The sequence below is a fragment of the Streptomyces sp. sk2.1 genome (assembly GCF_008120935.1).
Taxonomy (GTDB): domain Bacteria; phylum Actinomycetota; class Actinomycetes; order Streptomycetales; family Streptomycetaceae; genus Streptomyces.
The window spans coordinates 72,052-89,728 of the sequence record NZ_RDBO01000015.1; the positions used below are offsets into that span (position 1 = coordinate 72,052).

Consider the following 17,677-nt stretch of genomic DNA (forward strand, 5'->3'; position numbering starts at 1 on the left):
CCGGACGGTCCGGGTGCTGGCGCCATGGTCGCCGCACCGCTACGGGCCTACGTTTCTACAGGTCAGCCCAGCTTTTCAGAGACCGGAGACCTCATGTCCCAGGCCGTAGCCGCCGTCGCGGAAGGCACCCGTGACAGCAGAGGAAGCACCGCGGACGCCGACGGCGACGGGGCCGCTGCGGCCCAGGGAAGCGACTTCGCGCCCCTGCTGCGGGCGGTGAAGGGGCAAGGGCTCATGGAACGGCGCACCGGGTGGTACGCGGTGCGCATCGCCACCGATCTGATCGCCCTGGGCGCCGTCATCACCGGAATGCTCCTTCTCGGCGACACCTGGTGGACCCTGCCGCTCGCACTGCCACTGGCGCTCTTCTGGTCGCGCGTCGCGTTCGTCGGACATGACGCCGGGCACGCCCAGATAACCGGCTCCCGCAGGGCGGGGCGGGCCATCGGCCTCTTCCACGCCAACCTGCTGCTCGGCATGAACGAGGCGTGGTGGAACGACAAGCACGTACGCCACCACGCCAACCCCAACCACATCGACAAGGACCCGGACGTCGGCGTCGGTGCCCTGGTCTGGACCCAGGAACAGGCGGCCCGGCGCGAGGGCTTCGCCCGCTGGCTCACCCGAAACCAGGCCCGCCTCTTCTTTCCGATGCTGCTCCTCGAAGGCATCGCGCTGAAGATCTCCGGCTTCCAGTACCTGCGCCGGCAGCCCGCCCGGGAACGCGCGCTCTCCGCGCTGCTCCTGGTCGCCCACCTCGGCCTCTACGCGACGCTGCTGCTCACCGTGTTGTCCCCGGGGAAGGCCGTCGTCTTCGCACTCGTGCACCACGCGCTGTTCGGACTCCACCTGGGCATGGCCTTCGCACCGAACCACAAGGGCATGGAGATGCCCGACCCCGACGGCGAACGCTGGGGCCACCTCCGGCGCCAGGTCCTCACCTCGCGCAACGTACGCGGCGGCCTCCTCACCGACTGGTTCCTCGGCGGGCTCAACTACCAGATCGAACACCACCTCTTCCCGAGCATGCCCCGCCCGCACCTGCGCCTGGCGCAGCCCATGGTGCGCGCCCACTGCGAGGCGCTCGGCATGCCGTACACGGAGACCGGACTGGTCGAGTCCTACCGGCAGGCCCTGCGCCACATGCACGAGGTCGGCGAACCCCTGCGGTGAGACCCCGGTCCGGAAAGGAACGCCTCCGACGGGCCGGAACCGATCGGCGTGCGGAGGCGTTCTCACAGCAGGAGCGGCCCCGGGCCGCGAAGGAGGCGTGGACGATGTCGAACAGTGCGAAGATCGCCATCGGGGGAGTCGTCGTGGCGGTGATCCTGATGCCGTTCATCGGTTTCTGGTTGTCGTTGCTGGTCCTGATCGGCGTTCCGGCCGTCGCGTACCTGCTCCTGGACCCCTCCCAGCGACGCAGGCTCCGCAGGATCACCCGCAAGGAAATAGGGCGCTGACGCGAAGGGGCCCGCGTTGAGCGGGACAGTGACGACGGTGAGCAGGAACGAGACGTACTCGTTCACCGAACCGAACCGAACCGGGAGAGCGTCAGGCTCCTCGCCGGACTCGGGGTGGAGGGAGACGTGCACGCGGGGGTCACGGTCAAGCACCGCTCCCGGGCCGCGCAGGACCCCACCCGGCCGAATCTGCGCCAGGTCCACCTCATCCACGAGGGGCTGTTCGGCGCATTGGGGGAAGCCGGATTCGACGTCTCCCCGGGCGACCTCGGGGAGAACGTCACCACCAGGGGGATCGACCTTCTCGCCCTCCCCGTCGGGACCCTGCTGCGCCTCGGTGACGAGGCGGTCGTCGAGGTCACCGGACTGCGCAATCCCTGCCTGCAGATCGGCCACTTCCGTGACGGGCTCCTCAAGCACGTCGTGGGCCGCGACGAATCGGCCGGATCGTCCGCAAGGCGGGGATCATGGGCGTCGTCACGGCAGGCGGGGTGATCCGGCCGGGCGACCCGATCGAGGTCGAACTGCCCGCAGGCCCGCACCGGGCGCTGGAGCGCGTGCAGGGGCGAAGGGCGCGACCGGCCGGGACGCCCCTCGTCCCCGGCCCCGCGCCCCGGCCCTCCGTTCGGACGCCCGCACCCCTGCTCAGGCCGGACGCACCGCGAGCGCGTCTAGGGCCTTCAGCAGGCCGGGCAGTTCCGTGCCGCGTCCGACCGGCAGGACCTCGCCCGGCTCCTCGTCCAGCAGGATGAACGCGATGTCGTCGGTCCGGGCGACCAGGGACCAGCCGAGGCCGTCGGCGCGCAGCATCCGGGCCTCGCCCGGGGCGAAGGAGGACCGGACGCGGCCGGGCGGCGGCGGGGTGTCGAGGTAGCCACGGGCCTCCGCGAGCGCCCGCCGCACGCCGGGGTGAGCCCCCGAGGGGGGTTCACCGGCCGGTTCCTCGGCGGTGGCGCCGGCCCGGACGTCCGTACCGGCGCCGGACCCGGCATCGGCCCGGGGCTCGGATCCGGCCTCCGCGACAGCCCTGGCATCGGAACCGGCTTCGGCACCGGTGCCGGACCGGGAAACGGAACCTGCTTCCGCCCCGGCCGGGGCGCCGAAGACCGGATCGCCGTCGAGCTGCTCGCGCCAGGCGGCCCACTGGTGCGCTATCTCGTCCGCCCCCATGCGCCGCTGGGCGGGCCCCCACGAATCCGTGTCGGGCGGAGCCAACGGCGTGGGATCGGTGCCCTCGGCCTCCGGATCGGGCAACGGATCGTGCGGAGCCGCCACGCCCGGGGCCGAAACCGCCACCGGAAGGGGCCAGCCGGGCAGCGCGCAGACCACCGAACGATCGTCGGGGGAGAGGTCGTACTCCATGCCGCAGTCCCAGGCCGCGATGGCGACGGCGACCAGGGACACGTCCTCGACGACCACGGTCCACCGCGCACCACCGCCGTCCTGCCCGAGGACGAGCCCGTAGCCCTCGGCGTACGGTTCGAGGGCGAACGCGGCACACGCGGCCGGGTAGTCGTCGCCGAGGAGGCTCGGGAACTGCGCCGGTGTCAGCAGCGCCGCGGTCAGCACATACAGCGCGTCGTCATCGGCGACTGTGTCGTTCGTCCCGGCCACGGCACCCTCCTCGTCCGTCATCCCTGCCCGTCGGCGCACCCTAACCAGTCGGTAACCCACTCGTCGAGGCCCTGACAAAGGAGAAGCGGGCCGCGAAGAGGCTCCTGCGGAACGGACCGCCCCCGGTGGAACCGTGAGTGCACATGACTGGCCGGAACGTATTCGTGGCGCCCCCCGTCAGCGATAAGTTGGGCCTTCGGACCGAGGCGAGGGGGCAGCGCAGTGAAGCGGTACGACCGGCTGAAGGAGATCCAGCGCCTCGATCCGGAAAAGGACTTCCTCCGGATCTACCGGATCATGGCGACGTACGAGTTCCCCTGGGACATCGCCCGTGCTCTCGAACTCGCCCTGTACCGCACGTACGCCGTGCCGGGCATCGGCCGGCTCCTCGCGCAGACCGCCGAGATGACGGACCGCACGCAGAAGCGTTACGACGACACCGCGCTGCTCCTCGACGCCGTCATGGAGCACGGCTTCGACAGCGACCCGGGACGCACGGCCCTGCGCCGGATCAACCAGATGCACCGCAGCTACGACATCGGCAACGACGACATGCGGTACGTCCTGTGCACCTTCGTCGTCACCCCGAAGCGGTGGATCGACGACTACGGCTGGCGCCGGCTGTCCGATCACGAACTGCGGGCGTGCGCCGCCTACTACCGGACTTTGGGTGCCCACATGGGCATCAAGGACCTGCCGCAGTCGTACCAGGACTTCGAGGACACCCTCGACACCTACGAGGCCGAGCACTTCGGCTGGGACGAGGGAGGGCGCCGGGTTTCCGACGCCACGCTCGACCTGATGGCCTCCTGGTATCCCCGCCCCTTCGCCCCCGCAGCGCGGAAGGCAGCCCTGGCGCTCCTGGACGATTCGCTGCTGAGGGCGTTCCGGTACGAGCGTCCGGGGCCCGCGACCCGTGGCCTCGTCCACGGCGCCCTGCGCCTGCGGGCCCGGGCGATGCGCCTCCTGCCGCCGCGCACCGCACCGCACTACGCCCGGCAGAACCCGGAGATCAAGGGATACCCGAACGGCTACGAGCTCTCCGCACTCGGTACGTTCCCGCGCCCGGGAGTCGGCGGTTGTCCGGTGCCGCACGACCGGCGTCCCGCAGCCCCGGCGGAGTGAGTACGGCGGGACGGGACCGGCGCGCCGGTCATGGCAGCCGCACGGCCAGGGCGAGAAAGCGTTCGTCCTCGTCGGCGTAGACGTCGAGCCGCCAGCCCGAACGTGCCAGCAACGGACGGAGATTGTGCTCCGCGCGCAGGTCGCCGTCCGTGAGCCGGCGACCGTGCCGGGCCGCGAGGGCGGCCCGGCCGACGGGGTGGAAGAGCGCCAGCCGCCCGCCGGGCCGTACCACCCGCGCCAGCTCCGCCAGGTCCGGGCCGGGGTGCGAGAGGTGGGAGACCAGTCCGGCCGCGAGCACCGCGTCGAACACCTGCGATCCGAAGGGCGGGCGGGCCACATCGGCGAGGACCAGCGCCCCCTCCCGGTCGCGGCCCGCCCGTACCGCCGCCCCCAGCATGGCCGCCGTCAGATCCACGCCCACGACCGTGCCATGGGGCCCGACGGCCGCACGGAGGGCGGGAAGGGCCCGCCCCGTACCGCACCCGGCGTCGAGCACGGCGTCCCCGGGCCTCAGCCCCAGGGAACGGACGGCCTCGTCGAAGGCGGGGCCGTCATCGGCGAACCGGGCATCCCAGTCCATCGCGCGGGCCGTGAAGAATTCCTGGACATGAGTGTGGTCGTCGGCCATGAGGACATGATCGCGCAGTCGCCGGACCGCGCCCGTACCGGACCGTGCCCGGCTGTTCCTGCGCGAGGTCGTACCGAGTCGCACCGCGCGGCCGATGACGGCGGACCGGCCCTCCCGGCTTCCCGGTACCGGGTGGGAGGGCCCGTGTCCGTCGGCCGCGTTGCCTCCGGATCAGACGTTGACGCCGTAGTCGGACGCGATACCGGCCAGGCCCGAGGCGTACCCCTGACCGACCGCCCGGAACTTCCACTCCGCACCGTGCCGGTACAGCTCGCCGAAGACCATGGCGGTCTCGGTCGAGGCGTCCTCGCTGAGGTCGTAACGGGCCAGCTCGATGCCGTTCGCCCGGTTCACCACACGGATGAACGCGTTGCGGACCTGGCCGAAGCTCTGTCCACGGCTCTGCGCGTCGTGGATCGAGACCGGGAAGACGATCTTGGCCACGTCCGCCGGGACCGTCGACAGCTCCACATTGATGGACTCGTCGTCGCCCTCGCCCTCACCGGTCAGGTTGTCACCGGTGTGCTGGACCGAACCGTCCGGGCTGGTGAGGTTGTTGTAGAAGACGAAGTGCAGGTCGGAGAGGACCTTGCCCGTGCTCGAGCACAGCAGCGCGCTCGCGTCCAGGTCGTGGTCGGCCCCCGTCGTCGTCCGCACGTCCCAGCCCAGGCCGACCGTCACTGCGGTCAGGCCGGGTGCCTCCTTCGACAAGGAGACGTTGCCGCCCTTGGCCAGGGTCACACCCATGAACATCCTCCAACGATCAATTGGTCCAGCGATTCGGTGATGTGGTGAACAGCGCTTCCTTCGGCCGTCACCGGAAGGAACGACGGCGCGACGACCATGGTTCCCACAATTGCGCAAGCCCTGAAGTGAACGGCGGGGCGAGGTGACGTACGTTGGTCAACCGGCGCCCTGGACACGTGAGTCGGTACGGGGCTCCTGCGCATCGGTCTCCTTCATGGCCTTCGCCTCACTCTTCAGGATCCGCATGGATTTGCCCAGGGCCCGGGCCGCATCCGGCAGCTTCTTCGAGCCGAACAGCGCGATCATCACAATCGCCACGATCAACAGGTGCCAGGGTTCGAGGCCATTGCGCAACATGTGCGTGTCGCCCTTCCTTTCGGTGTTTCGGCCGGCGTTTCCGCCCGTCGTCCGCGGACAGTGCTTCAGGGTGACTGCGGACGGATTCGAGGATCCGTCCGGACATCAATGCTTGCTACATTGCGCAACTGTACAACCATGGGGTGACGGAGCACGTCCTACCCCGTGGAAGCCGGACGGATGGGGTGGCCGATGACGGGAAGTCGCACAGCGGGGACGCGCAGGGGAAGGGGCAGCCGCCTGCGGCGGACGGCCATGTTCGGGCTGTCGTTCCTCGTGCTGCTCGTCGCCGGTGTCGGGTGGGGCTACCTCAAGCTCGGCGGCAGCATCGCCACCTTCAGCGCGGACGGGATTTCCGACAACCGGCCGCCCGACTCGTCGAACGGGCAGAACGTCCTGGTCATCGGATCGGACTCACGTTCGGGCGACAACGTCAAACTGGGCGGTGGCACGGGGACGGTGGGGCGCTCGGACACCGCCTTCCTGCTCCATGTGTACGGCGACCGCGAGCACGCGGTCGCCGTGTCCATCCCGCGTGACGCCCTCGTGGACATCCCGGCCTGCAAGAAGCCGGGCGGCGAATGGACGGCGCCGCAGCACGACGTGATGTTCAACGGGGCGTTCTCGGTGGGGGAGACGCCCGAGGGGAACCCCGCCTGCACGCAGAACACGGTCGAGCAGCTCAGCGGCCTGCGCGTCGACCACACAGTGGTCATCGACTTCGCGGGATTCTCCGCGCTGACCTCCGCCGTCGGCGGAGTGCCGGTCTGCCTGCCCAAGGACATCTACCAGCGCGACCTGAGCCCGAAGCGGCCCACCCGGGGCGACCTGATCTTCACGAAGGGGCCGCAGTCCGTCTCCGGGCAGCGGGCGCTCGACTACGTCCGGCTCCGGCACGGCATCGGCGACGGCTCGGACATAGGGCGTATCAAGCGCCAACAGGCGTTCGTCGCCTCCCTCGTCAAGAAGATCAAGTCCCAGGGGCTGAACCCCACGACCCTGCTGCCCCTGGCCAAGTCGGCGACCGACGCGATGACCGTCGACCCCGGGCTCGGTTCGGCCGACCGGCTCCTGGCATTCGCCATGTCGATGAAGAACGTCGACCTGCACAACACCAAGTTCGTCACGGTTCCCTGGCGCTACGAGGGTGCGCGCGTCGCGATCGTCGAACCGGACGCCGACGCGCTGTGGGCCGCGCTGAAGGCCGACCGGACGGTCGACGGCAAGGACGCCAGCGGCAAGGGATCGGGCAAGGACGAAAAGAAGGACAAGGGGCCGACCGCACCCGAGGCCCCGGTTTCCGGCAAGGGCATCGACGTCGCCGTCTACAACGGCACCACGGTCACCGGACTGGCGGCCCGCGCCGCCGAACTCCTGCGCTCCCGGGACTTCACCGTCACCACCACGGCCACGGCGAGCAGGCAGGACCATGCCACGACCGTCGTCGAGTACGGACCGGGACTGCGGGACGAGGCGGAGACCACGGCGCGACTCTTCGCCGGAGCCAGGGCGACGGCCTCCGACGTCCCCGGGATTCAGGTGATCCTCGGCAGTTCCTACGCGGCCAACCCCTCGGCCGCACCGGAGGAACCGGCATCTTCCGGTGTTCCGTCCGCTGTCGCCGACGAGGCGCGGTCGGCCGACGACGACCCGTGCGCGAACCTCTCGTACGGCTGACCTGCCACCGGGTGCGGGAGCGCGGCGCCGGGTGGCGGATGAGGGAGAAGCGGCGGCGGGGGTTGGGGCGGGGTGCGACGACGGGCGTGCCGCGTCCCGGCCGATGCCGTTATCGGGTGCCCGGTTCGCGCAGGCGCACGGACCGCGCCGACATGAGACCGGCGCGTTCGGTGAGCTGGCCCACCATCAGTCGGACGACGGTCACCACATCGGGATCGTCGACCAGGTATACCTGGCGGCGGCCCTCGCGCCGTGAGCGGACCAGGCCCGCCAGTTTCAGTTTCGTCAGATGCTGACTCACCGAGGGGAGCGTGCCGCCCACCCGGTCGGCGAGGCCCGTCACATCGCTCTCGCCCTGGGACAGGGCCCACACGATGTGCAGCCGCGCGGGCGTCGCCAGCAGGCCGAAGGCCGCCGCTGCCTCCGCCAGTACCTCGGCGGGCGGATCCTCGAAACCGCCGTCGGCAGCTGTGGACACTCTTGACTCTCCCTGTCCGCGTGGCCGATTCCTCGCGCCCGAAGGGTTTCAGTGTAGGCGCCGGGCATCTGCTGAGCGCTGTCGACGAGATCCGGCCACCGTGAACGGAGGAACTCCTTGCCGCAGGGAGGGATCCGGCCGACCGCACGGACGAGTCGGCCAAACGGCCGTGATCGCTGCGACCAGGGGTTTCGAGTGCTTCGCCGTACGATTCAACCCCCTGTTCCATCCCTTCGGTACATCTGGGCGGAACCGCTTCCGGTCTCTGTGGGACGAACTCCCCCAAGAGGGCCCGGACCCAGCCACATGGCGAAGGAGTGCTTGCCCCCGAGTGACCGGTGCGCAAGGCTTACGCGCACGGGGCACGGGGAACGCATGAGCGGGGAGGAGCGGGGAAATGGCGCTTGACAGGGGACTCGACTGGCTCCTTGACGACCTCACGAGCCGGGTCGAGTACATACGGCATGCACTGGTGCTGTCGAACGACGGACTGGTGACGGGCGCGAGCACGGACCTGGCGCGCGAGGACGCGGAACACCTTGCCGCGGTCGCGTCGGGGCTCCAGAGCCTCGCCCGCGGATCGGGGCGCCATTTCCGGGCCGGGAAGCCCCGGCAGACGATGGTCGAGTTCGACGAGGCGATGCTGTTCGTGACGGCGGCCGGGGACGGCAGCTGCCTGTGCGTGCTGAGCGAGGCGGAGGTCGACGTCGGCCAGGTCGCGTACGAGATGACACTGCTGGTGAACAGGGTCGGGGAGCATCTCGGTGTTGCCGCGAGGCAGACCGGGAGCGAGGAGGACAACGAGAACTGACCCGGCCGCGAGGTTATCCACAGGCTGGGCGGGTGGTTCCTCTTCCGCGTTACGGTGGTCACGGAGAGTGATCGATCCTCACGGGGGAGAGCGTCATGACTGTTACCGAAGGCGTGCGCACGGGCACCGGCGGCGCGCGGGACATGGGCACGGACACCGGCACCGACGCCGGTACCGCGCACACGATGGCCATGGGCACGGCCGCGCGGGAACTCCTGCTGAAGCGCGGTGAGTTCGCCATCGCGGTGCATCTGGGACTGATCCGGCTGACGGTGCGACAGGGCGGCGGAAGGCCCAGGGTCGACCATGCGGAGGTCCAACGGCTCCGGTCCCAGGACGGGTTCCCGGAAGCTCTGCGGGAAAAGGCGCGCACGGTGGGGACCGCGGAAGGGGCCCAATTACTGGGCATCGGCCCCGACCGCTTCACCCGGCTCGCCCGTGCCGGATGCCTCACCCCGATCGCGCTCTACGTCAACCGGTACCGGGTGGTCGTCTGGCTCTACCTCGCGGAGGAGCTCGCCGGGTTCGCCGCCGGGCAACCCGAACTCCTGACGGGCAGGAGCCCGGCCTGGGTGCGGGACCGGTTGGCGGAAGGAGCCGACCACCGCGCGCGGAACTGGCGTTCACGCCGGGTCGAGCGGCTGCTGCACCTCGCGGAGGACCCCTGGGCACGGGCGGCGGTGGTCGCCGAGACGCTGGATCCGGTGCAGTTGGCGGAGGTGGTCGACGACCCGTACGAACGCGCCTACCTCGCCAGGATCCGGCCGGAACCGGCCTTCGCGCCGACGTCGTCGCCGTCCGCCCGGGAAACCGTGGCGCAGCTGATGCGGGCCGACGAACCGGACGAGATGTTGTGGCGGCGGGTCGGCCTGATCATGGAGCTGGACAACGCCCGGGAGGCCCGCCCGGCTCCGCGCCCGGACGCCGGATGGAGTCCTCGCCCCAGCCCCTTCCCCGCCCCGAGGCAGGAACACCGACCCGAAACCGACGCGGATTTCGAAGCCGGACCCGGCTTCGGCCCGGAGACCGATCCGGATCCCGAACGGGGTCCTGAGCCCGCCGTCGAGGCGGAGCCTGCGGCGGTCATGCCCGATCAGGCACCGATGCCGGACCCTTTTCGCAGCCTTGGCCCGGTACCGGCACCGGATCGAACACCGGTCTCGGACCTGGCCGCGCCGTCCGATCCGACCGCGGTACCCGGCACGCTCCCGGCGTCGGACACGCGCTCGATTCCGGTCCTTGGCCCGGTTGCGGTGCCGGGCCCGGCTTTGGCGTCCGGACCGGAACCGGAACCGGAGCCCGGCCCGGTCGCGGTGTCCGGTCGGCTTTCGGTGCATGGCTCGGTGCCCGGACCGGATCCGGTGTCCGGGCGCGCGACGACACCTGCTCCGGGGGCGGCTCCGGTGGGCGTGGTGGGGCCCGCGTCCGGCCTGCTCGCCAGGTTCCGCCTGCGCAGGCGCGCGTCCGGGGCCGGGCGCGGCCGGCGACCCGGCCCGGGCCGTGCGCCGCACGGCGCGTGATGGGGCGAAAGGGGATGAAATCGTTGCTCACGCAGGCAGATGGCTCGCGGCGGGTGGGAAAACAGGTCGCGGACGAAGATCGGTACGGGCATTCTGGCTGCCATGCTGATCAGGGAAGCCACCACCGAGGACTGGCCCGCCATCTGGCCGTTCTTCCACGAAATCGTCGCCGCGGGCGAGACCTTCACCTACCCTCTCGACCTCGGCGAGGAGGAGGCCGAATCCTGGTGGCTCCTCAAGTCCCCCAACCGCACGGTTGTCGCGGTCGACGACGACGGGACGATCCTCGGCACGGCCAAGATGAACAACAACCACATGGGCAACGGCTCGCACATCGGAAGCGCCAGCTACATGGTCGACCCCGAGCACTCGGGGCGGGGGGTGGGCCGGGCCCTGTGCGAGTACACCCTGGAGTGGGCCCGCGAGGCGGGGTTCCGGGCCATGCAGTTCAACGCGGTCGTGGAGACGAACACTCACGCCGTCCGGCTCTACCAGTCGCTGGGCTTCGAGATCCTGGGAACCCTGCCGGAGGGGTTCAACCACCCGGAGCGCGGGCTGGTCGGGCTGCACATCATGCACCGGCGCCTCTGAACGCACCGCCGTCTCCGACGCGACCGCAGCCCCGTCCTCCGGCCCGCCCGGGTCGGATCGGGGCGAACGGTGCGTCACACGGGTTCCGCCGCGGGCCGAGTGGTGGACACGGGCGGTACCGGGGGACCGATCTCGCACCAGACCGCCTTGCCCTCCCCGCGGGGCTCGATCCCCCAGCGGGTGGCGACGGCATCCAGGAGCAGCAGCCCCCGTCCCGACGTCGCGGTCTCGCCGGGGCTGCGACGCCTCGGCCAGGCGCTGGAGCGGTCCTGCACGGACAGCCGGACCCGGCGGACGGGCTCCGGCAGCACCTCCAGAGTGAGCACCGCCCCGCCCTCCGTGTGCAGCAGGACGTTCACCAGCAACTCGCCGGTGACCAGCTCCGCGTCGTCGGCGAGCTCGGCCATGTCCCAGTCGGTCAGGGCCTGGCGCACGATGGTACGGGCGTCGGAGAGCCCTTCCGGGTCGGCCTGGTGGATGTACTGGTGCAGCCGCGGCGCCCGCGGCGATCCGGGATCCGGGCTGCGCCGGAGCACCAGGAGGGCCACGTCGTCCCCCGAACCCCAGCGTTCCCAGAGTCGCTCCGACAGATGGTCGGCCAGTGCCTGGGCGCCCGCCGGCCCCGCGCTCACCTCATTGATCAACGTACGGACGCCCGAGTCGATGTCGGCCCCCGGCTCCTCCACCAGACCGTCGGTGTACAGGACGAGGGTCTCGCCCGGCACCAGGTCGAGCCGGGTCTCGGGGAACTCCTCGTCCCCGAAGTCGGTCGAGATGCCCAGCGGCAGACCGCCCCGTACCTGAGGGCTGCCGACCCGGCCGTCCGTGTGCCGGATCAGCGGCCCGAAATGCCCGGCGCGGACCACCCGCACGGTCCCCGACGCCAGATCGACCTGGGCGTACGTGCAGGTCGCGAAGCGGTCCGTGTCCAGCTCGGAGAGGAAGCGCGAGGCCCGCGCCAGCACCGTCGACGGCGAGTGCCCCTCGGCGGCGTACGCGCGCAGGGCGATGCGCAGCTGCCCCATGGTGGCGGCGGCATGCGTGTCATGGCCCTGCACGTCACCGACCACGATCCCGAACCGGTTCTTGGGCAGTGCGATCACGTCGTACCAGTCGCCGCCGACCTGCCGGCCGCTCCAGGCCGAGTGGTAGCGCACGGCGATCTCGCCGCCCTCGATCTCCTGGATCCGCCTCGGCAGCATCGCGGACTGGAGGCCGGTGGCGAACTCGCGCTCCTCGTCGAAGAGCTTCGCGCGCTGCAGGGACTGGGCGACGATGGCGGCCAGCCCCAGGCACAGATTGCGCTCGTCCGCGTTGAAGGTCGTTCTTTCGCGGTAGAAGAGCGCCAGGGTGCCCAGGGAGCGCGCCTGGGCCACGAGCGGCAGATAGGCGGCGGCACGGAACTCCATCCGGCCGGCATGGGGTGCCAGTACCGGGTAGCGGTGGACGAGCGCGGAGACCGAGGTCAGGAACCTGGGCCGACCACTCAGGGTCGCGTCGGCCAGCGGAAAATCACGGTCCAGGCCCGCGGACCGGACCGCGTCGATCGCCTCCGCCGAATCGCCGCTCAGCGCGATGACGTTCATCGAGGTGTTCTCGACCAGCCCGAGCGAGAGCCCGTCCGCGCCGAGCCGGGCGAGCCCGCCCGGCCCGGTGAGCGACGCGGTCACGTCGTCCACGGTCACCGCCCGCGACAAGGCACTCGTTGTGCGTTCAACGATACTGGTCTGGCGTTGCCTACGCTTCTCCAGATCCAGCACGAAGGCCGAATGGGTGACCTCGGCGGTGGCGTCCTGCACCACCCCGATGATCCGCTCCACCTGACCGTCCTCGGCGCGCAGTATTCGGGCCTGGATGTGGGTCCACTGGTCCTTGCCGTTGTCCAGCGGCACCCGGAAGTGCACGCTGTACGAACTGCGCCCGCTCTTGATCGCCTCGTCGATCGCCACTTCGAGGCGGGTCCGCTCCGACTGTTCGAGCCGCTCCATCACGGTCTCGGGCCGCGAGTCGAAGGTCTGGGGGTCCAGACCGAACACCAGCAGCCCGGCCTCGTCGATGTCGAGCGCATCGGCCCCCACGTTCCACTCGAAACTGCCCGTCCGGTTCATGGCAAGCCGCTGAGCCGTTGCGGTCTCGCCGTTGTGCGTCCGGTCGATCAGCAGGCGGGGCGGGACGGATCTGCTCGGTTGCTGGTCGTGATCGGTCATTCCTGCTCCGAGGTCGCCGGACTGGGCCGCCGGGCGGCGCGGCCCGTGCCAGGTGTCTCAATTGTCGAACCGGTTCCGGCAGGCTGCCACAGCGGATGCCCGGCGGAATCCGGCCCGGGCACCGCACCCGGCGCCTCCGGCACCCCTGCCGTCCCGGGCCGGAGCCCACCCCCGCAGAATGGCAGCGGAAGATCGTCCGCGATCTGCGGTCGATACGGCACAGGGGCTGACCGGAGCGCATTCATGAACCACGAGGATCCCGTTCTGCTGCACACCGAGGGACGCGTCCGGCACATCACGCTCAACCGTCCACGCGCCCTCAACGCGCTGAACCACGTCATGGTGGCACGCATCGACGAAGCGCTCGCCGAGGCCGAACACGACGACTCCGTCACCGCCGTCCTGATCACCGGAGCGGGCGAACGCGGCCTCTGCGCGGGCGGCGACATCCGGTCCATCTACGAGGACGCCCGCGCCGGGAACGACGCGTCGACGGGCTTCTGGCGCGACGAGTACCGGCTCAACGCCCGCATCGCCCGCTTCCCCAAGCCGTACGTCGCGATCATGGACGGCATCGTGATGGGTGGCGGCGTCGGCGTCTCGGCCCACGGGGACGTCCGCGTCGTCACCGAACGCTCACGCGTCGCCATGCCCGAGACCGGAATCGGATTCGTCCCCGACGTGGGCGGAACGCACCTCCTCGCCGCGGCACCCGGTGGACTGGGCACCCACCTGGCCCTCACCGCGGAGGCGGCCGGTCCCGGCGACGCGCTGCTGTGCGGGCTCGCCGACCACTTCGTCCCGTCGCACCACCTCACCGCACTCGTCACGGACCTCGCCGGCTGCGGCACGGCCACGGAGATCGAGAAGACGGTGCTGCGGTACGCCTCGCCCGCACCGGTCGGTGAGCTGGCCGAACACCGGGAGTGGATCGATTCCTGCTACCGGGCCGACACGGTCGAGGAGATCGTCGACCGGCTCCTCAGCAGCGGCGTCCCCGCCGCCGAACAGGCCGTCGGGACGATCCTGGCCAAGTCGCCCACCGCACTCAAGGTGACCCTCGCCGCGCTGCGCCGGGCCCGCGGGCTCGGCAACCTGGAAGCCGTGCTGGACCAGGAATACCGCACCTCGTGCACCGCCTTCACCAGGCCCGATCTGGTGGAGGGCGTGCGGGCCCAGATCATCGACAAGGACCGTTCCCCGCGGTGGAGCCCGGCGGCCCTCGCCGACGTCACCGACGCCGACGTGGCGCTCTTCTTCGCCCCGCTGGGCGACCAGGAACTCGGCCTGGCCCCCGGCCGGCAGGCGGACCCGACCGCCGGTTCCCCGACGGAGCACTGAGCCGGTACGGACCGCCCGCAGCCGGGGCGGGGCCGCCGCGACATGACGGACCCACCCCGGAGCACCTACGGATTCAGAGTTCCCCCGGGCCGTCCACCACACGGAAGGGCACGCCGAGGAGCCCGGCCGCCGCCCTGAGGTCCTTGGCGCGGTGGCCGGTGCACAGCGTCCAGTGATGGCCGACCCCCGTCGCGGACCAGGCATCCGTCCACTCGCCGGGATCGAAGCCGAAGTCGACCCGGGACGTGGTGTTGCCGATCTCCAGCAGCGGCCCCGGCACGACCTCCCCCTCGGACGCGATGAAGGTGAGGGTGCCGTCGGCCTCCTGACCGATGCCGAACGTGGTGACCGGACCGTGCTCGACATCGAACTCCACACTGACGCCCCAGCCGCGCTTGCCGTGGTAGACACCGAGCCCGCGCAGCAGCGGGTCCCCGGAACTGATCGCGAGATGGGCGGGACCGTCATGGCCCATCTCGACGACCCGGTCCCGGAAATTGAGGGCCTGGAACTCGGTGAAGGAGCCACCCGCCCCCAGGGTGTCGGCGACCAGCATGGCCAGGCTGGTGCGCAGCTCGTACTCCCCGGCCATCGGGACGCCGCGCGCGGTCAGCAGTGAAGCGCCCAGGATCATCCCGGCGCCGAGCCGCTCGTGGATCTCGCCCTCCAGACCGCGGTGGTAGTAGGCGAGGCTGTCCAGCCCGAAATCCTCCACCAGCCGGTCCAGCCCGACCGAGACCCGGGCCGCCCACGCCAGATCGCCCTCGTCGACGGAACCGTCGAGCGTGAAGACCGTACGCGCCAGCGCGACGCGTTCGGCGGCGACCGCGTCCGTCACGGCGGCGACCCGGACCCGCAGATCGTCGAACTCGAGAACTTCGACGTGCCCGCCGAATCGGGTGGAGACCAGCGTCATGTCGGTGGACACGTCGAGCATGCCGGGGTAGAGGTGGCCCATCAGACCGTGCCGTCCGTGGCGCAGCACCCCGCGCACCCGGGCGGCACGGATCCAGCGGCGGATCCTGTTCCAGGCGTTCTCGTCGCGCAGATGGCCCGATACGGACCGGAAGGGGATTCCCCCGCGCCGGAACACATTGGCGATCTCCGGCAGCGGGCACTGACCGCAGTAGGCCAGCCACGCCCCCGTGTCCGTGTTCGCGTGGTCCATCGCCTCGGTCGGCTGGAGATCGATGACCAGCACCGGAGCATGGGCGCGCTGGGCGATGGGCAGGACCATCGAGGCCGTGAGATACGTCGTCAGGAACGTCACGACGATGTCGCAGTCGGCCGCGCGCAGCTTCCCGGCCGCCCCGGCGGCCTCCTGCGGATCGGAGACGAAGCCGGCGTCGACGACCTCGCAGTCCATCTCCTCGAACCGTTCGGTCACGAAGCGCGCGGACTCCCGCAACCGTTCCAGGAGGTCCGGGAACTGCGGCCAGTACGCGCCGAGTCCGCCGGAGACCAGACCCACACGGGTAGGACGGCGCGTGACGCGGGTGAGTGCGGAGCCCGGCACAGCGGGCGGGACGTCAGCCATGGGTTTCCTTCCTCCGTCTTCCGTACCGGGTCCGGTCCGCCCCCGTGGGCGCCCGGACCGCTGTCGAGGGCGGGACACCGGGCGCTCGGACCGGCTCCAGCCGTGCGGCCGCCCGGTCCCACGCCCGTTGATCGCCCCGCGGGGTGTAGTGGCGCAATTCCTGGGTCCGGGCCACGAGCCGCCTCATGTCGTCGAGGCCCCCCACCAGCCCGTGGGCACGGGCCTGCAACAGGATGTTGCCGAGCGCGGTCGCCTCGGCGGGACCGGCAGTGACGGGGAGTCCGGTGGCGTCCGCGGTCCACTGGCACAGCAGCGCGTTGCGCGAACCCCCGCCGACGAGATGGATCCGGACCGGCTCCCGCCCCGCGAGGGCGGCGGCCAGGCGCAGCGTTCTGCGATGGGCCAGCGCCAGACTCTCCAGCACGCAGCGCACGTACCCGCCGGGACCGTCCGGCGGCGCCTGCCCGGTCCGCACGAGGTGGGCGTCGATGCGCGCCGGCATGTCGCCCGGGGCGAGGAACGCCTCGTCGTCCGGATCGATCACCGCGGCGAACGGCCGGGCCCGGGCCGCCTCCGCGAGCAGCCGGTCCAGCCCCGGGGAGACGCCCTGCCGGTCCCACGTCCGACGGCACTCCTCCAGCAGCCACAGCCCCATGACGTTGCGGAGGTAGCGGATGGTGCCGTCCACCCCGCGCTCATTGGTGAAGTTCGCCGCCCGGGACTCCTCGGTCAGGACCGGGGCCGTCAGTTCGAGCCCCGCCAACGACCACGTGCCGCAGGAGAGGTACGCGAACCCCGGCTCCGTCGCGGGCACCGCGGCGACCGCCGAAGCGGTGTCGTGCGAGGCGACGGCCGTCACCGGCGTCCCGGCGGGCAGACCAGTGTACTCGGCGACGTGAGGCAGCAGCGTCCCGGCAGGATCACCGGGCTCGCGCAGCGGCGGGAACCACGAACGGTCCAGCCCCAGCCGGCCGATCAGCGCATCGGACCAGGTCCCGGCGGACGCGTCGAACAGACCGGTCGTCGACGCGTTGGTGATCTCCGCACCCACCGATCCCGTCAACCAGTGCGTCAGCAGATCGGGGATCAGCAACACCGTCCGCGCCGCTTCCCACTGGGCGCTCGTACGGTGAGCGGCCAACTGGAACACCGTGTTGAACGGCAGCTGCTGCAACCCGCCGACGGCGTACAGTTCCCGCCCGTCGCACTCGGCCAGCACCCGGCGGGCGGCCTCGGCGTTACGGCCGTCGCGATAGTGGAACGGCAGCCCCAGCAGCGCCCCGTCGGAGTCGAGGAGGCCGTAGTCGACCGCCCAGGTGTCGATGCCGACCGAGGCGACCGGACCCGTGCGGGCGACGGCCCGCAACCCGTCCAGCATCCCCTGGTACAGGGCGAGCACGTCCCACCGCAGCCCGTCCGGCAGACGGACCGGCGTATTGGGGAAACGGTGCGCCTCGGCCGACACGAGCTCTCCGGGCCCCACCCGGCCGGTGATCACCCGGCCACTGGTCGCACCGAGGTCCACGGCGGCGAAGACCGCCCCGCTCCCTGACATCACGGACACGGCGACCTCCTTCCGGTTGG

General features: G+C 71.1%; 16 protein-coding genes and 1 pseudogene. 9 read left to right on the forward strand and 8 right to left on the reverse strand.

The window, feature by feature from the left end; genetic code table 11:
- Positions 1–93: 93 nt before the first annotated feature.
- The 3 genes and pseudogenes from EAO76_RS02700 to EAO76_RS02710 all read left to right on the forward strand — a co-directional run.
- Positions 94–1,173 (forward strand): acyl-CoA desaturase, encoded by a 1,080-nt coding sequence (locus EAO76_RS02700; RefSeq protein WP_148832925.1) that lies wholly within the window; start codon positions 94–96, stop codon positions 1,171–1,173.
- Positions 1,174–1,277: 104 nt separating this feature from the next.
- On the forward strand, positions 1,278–1,460 hold the full coding sequence (locus EAO76_RS02705) for a hypothetical protein (RefSeq protein WP_148832927.1): 183 nt from the start codon (positions 1,278–1,280) through the stop codon (positions 1,458–1,460).
- A gap of 28 nt (positions 1,461–1,488) precedes the next feature.
- Positions 1,489–2,020, forward strand: a pseudogene (locus EAO76_RS02710) (MOSC domain-containing protein); the annotation flags it as partial.
- An 85-nt stretch (positions 2,021–2,105) separates the two neighbouring features.
- Here the strand turns inward: EAO76_RS02710 and EAO76_RS02715 are convergent.
- Positions 2,106–3,074: a hypothetical protein gene (locus EAO76_RS02715; protein WP_148832929.1), complete on the reverse strand. Its 969-nt coding sequence runs from the start codon at positions 3,072–3,074 to the stop codon at positions 2,106–2,108.
- Positions 3,075–3,296: 222 nt separating this feature from the next.
- On the opposite strand from EAO76_RS02715, the gene EAO76_RS02720 reads away from it, so the two are divergent.
- Entirely contained in the window at positions 3,297–4,199 is a 903-nt protein-coding gene (locus EAO76_RS02720) for an oxygenase MpaB family protein (RefSeq protein ID WP_148832931.1), read from the forward strand.
- Positions 4,200–4,227: 28 nt separating this feature from the next.
- On the opposite strand, the gene EAO76_RS02725 is transcribed toward EAO76_RS02720, so the two are convergent.
- The 3 genes from EAO76_RS02725 to tatA form a co-directional block, all read right to left on the reverse strand.
- Positions 4,228–4,827, reverse strand: coding sequence for a class I SAM-dependent methyltransferase (locus EAO76_RS02725; protein ID WP_148832933.1), 600 nt, complete (start codon positions 4,825–4,827; stop codon positions 4,228–4,230).
- Positions 4,828–4,998: 171 nt separating this feature from the next.
- Positions 4,999–5,574 (reverse strand): TerD family protein, encoded by a 576-nt coding sequence (locus tag EAO76_RS02730; RefSeq protein WP_148832935.1) that lies wholly within the window; start codon positions 5,572–5,574, stop codon positions 4,999–5,001.
- A gap of 156 nt (positions 5,575–5,730) precedes the next feature.
- Entirely contained in the window at positions 5,731–5,931 is a 201-nt protein-coding gene (gene tatA, locus EAO76_RS02735; protein ID WP_148832937.1) for a Sec-independent protein translocase subunit TatA, read from the reverse strand.
- Between the two features lie 255 nt (positions 5,932–6,186).
- Between tatA and EAO76_RS02740 the strand changes: the two genes are divergently transcribed.
- On the forward strand, positions 6,187–7,608 hold the full coding sequence (locus tag EAO76_RS02740) for an LCP family protein (protein WP_148832939.1): 1,422 nt from the start codon (positions 6,187–6,189) through the stop codon (positions 7,606–7,608).
- 109 nt (positions 7,609–7,717) lie between these two features.
- Here the strand turns inward: EAO76_RS02740 and EAO76_RS02745 are convergent, their stop codons facing one another.
- The gene (locus EAO76_RS02745; protein ID WP_148832940.1) at positions 7,718–8,086 is read right to left on the reverse strand and encodes a metalloregulator ArsR/SmtB family transcription factor; all 369 of its coding nucleotides are present in this window, start codon (positions 8,084–8,086) and stop codon (positions 7,718–7,720) included.
- A gap of 397 nt (positions 8,087–8,483) precedes the next feature.
- Between EAO76_RS02745 and EAO76_RS02750 the strand changes: the two genes are divergently transcribed.
- The 3 genes from EAO76_RS02750 to EAO76_RS02760 all read left to right on the forward strand — a co-directional run bounded on the left by EAO76_RS02750 (position 8,484) and on the right by EAO76_RS02760 (position 11,008).
- Entirely contained in the window at positions 8,484–8,897 is a 414-nt protein-coding gene (locus EAO76_RS02750) for a roadblock/LC7 domain-containing protein (protein WP_148832942.1), read from the forward strand.
- A gap of 95 nt (positions 8,898–8,992) precedes the next feature.
- A complete protein-coding gene (locus EAO76_RS47250) occupies positions 8,993–10,417 on the forward strand; it encodes a DUF6397 family protein (RefSeq protein WP_187438441.1) in 1,425 nt (474 codons plus the stop codon).
- 102 nt (positions 10,418–10,519) lie between these two features.
- The gene (locus EAO76_RS02760) at positions 10,520–11,008 is read left to right on the forward strand and encodes a GNAT family N-acetyltransferase (RefSeq protein WP_148832944.1); all 489 of its coding nucleotides are present in this window, start codon (positions 10,520–10,522) and stop codon (positions 11,006–11,008) included.
- A 74-nt stretch (positions 11,009–11,082) separates the two neighbouring features.
- Here EAO76_RS02760 and EAO76_RS02765 read toward each other — a convergent pair whose 3' ends face one another.
- Positions 11,083–13,215: a SpoIIE family protein phosphatase gene (locus EAO76_RS02765; RefSeq protein ID WP_148832946.1), complete on the reverse strand. Its 2,133-nt coding sequence runs from the start codon at positions 13,213–13,215 to the stop codon at positions 11,083–11,085.
- A 243-nt stretch (positions 13,216–13,458) separates the two neighbouring features.
- Between EAO76_RS02765 and EAO76_RS02770 the strand changes: the two genes are divergently transcribed.
- Complete coding sequence (locus EAO76_RS02770) at positions 13,459–14,556, forward strand: enoyl-CoA hydratase/isomerase family protein (RefSeq protein ID WP_148832948.1); 1,098 nt, start codon at positions 13,459–13,461, stop codon at positions 14,554–14,556.
- A gap of 73 nt (positions 14,557–14,629) precedes the next feature.
- Here EAO76_RS02770 and EAO76_RS02775 read toward each other — a convergent pair whose 3' ends face one another.
- The gene (locus tag EAO76_RS02775) at positions 14,630–16,093 is read right to left on the reverse strand and encodes an L-fucose/L-arabinose isomerase family protein (RefSeq protein ID WP_148832951.1); all 1,464 of its coding nucleotides are present in this window, start codon (positions 16,091–16,093) and stop codon (positions 14,630–14,632) included.
- Positions 16,086–17,648: a rhamnulokinase family protein gene (locus EAO76_RS02780; RefSeq protein WP_148832987.1), complete on the reverse strand. Its 1,563-nt coding sequence runs from the start codon at positions 17,646–17,648 to the stop codon at positions 16,086–16,088. The genes EAO76_RS02775 and EAO76_RS02780 overlap by 8 nt, the downstream gene beginning before the upstream one ends.
- Between the last annotated feature and the right edge of the window lie 29 nt (positions 17,649–17,677).

Coding starts and splice junctions, on each gene's coding strand:
- EAO76_RS02700 (WP_148832925.1), top strand. CDS start 94: ATGTCCCAGGCCGTAGCCGCCGTCGCGGAAGGCACCCGTGACAGCAGA.
- EAO76_RS02705 (WP_148832927.1), top strand. CDS start 1,278: ATGTCGAACAGTGCGAAGATCGCCATCGGGGGAGTCGTCGTGGCGGTG.
- EAO76_RS02725 (WP_148832933.1), bottom strand. CDS start 4,827: ATGGCCGACGACCACACTCATGTCCAGGAATTCTTCACGGCCCGCGCG.
- EAO76_RS02730 (WP_148832935.1), bottom strand. CDS start 5,574: ATGGGTGTGACCCTGGCCAAGGGCGGCAACGTCTCCTTGTCGAAGGAG.
- tatA (WP_148832937.1), bottom strand. CDS start 5,931: ATGTTGCGCAATGGCCTCGAACCCTGGCACCTGTTGATCGTGGCGATT.
- EAO76_RS02740 (WP_148832939.1), top strand. CDS start 6,187: ATGTTCGGGCTGTCGTTCCTCGTGCTGCTCGTCGCCGGTGTCGGGTGG.
- EAO76_RS02750 (WP_148832942.1), top strand. CDS start 8,484: ATGGCGCTTGACAGGGGACTCGACTGGCTCCTTGACGACCTCACGAGC.
- EAO76_RS47250 (WP_187438441.1), top strand. CDS start 8,993: ATGACTGTTACCGAAGGCGTGCGCACGGGCACCGGCGGCGCGCGGGAC.
- EAO76_RS02760 (WP_148832944.1), top strand. CDS start 10,520: ATGCTGATCAGGGAAGCCACCACCGAGGACTGGCCCGCCATCTGGCCG.
- EAO76_RS02765 (WP_148832946.1), bottom strand. CDS start 13,215: ATGACCGATCACGACCAGCAACCGAGCAGATCCGTCCCGCCCCGCCTG.
- EAO76_RS02770 (WP_148832948.1), top strand. CDS start 13,459: ATGAACCACGAGGATCCCGTTCTGCTGCACACCGAGGGACGCGTCCGG.
- EAO76_RS02775 (WP_148832951.1), bottom strand. CDS start 16,093: ATGGCTGACGTCCCGCCCGCTGTGCCGGGCTCCGCACTCACCCGCGTC.
- EAO76_RS02780 (WP_148832987.1), bottom strand. CDS start 17,648: ATGTCAGGGAGCGGGGCGGTCTTCGCCGCCGTGGACCTCGGTGCGACC.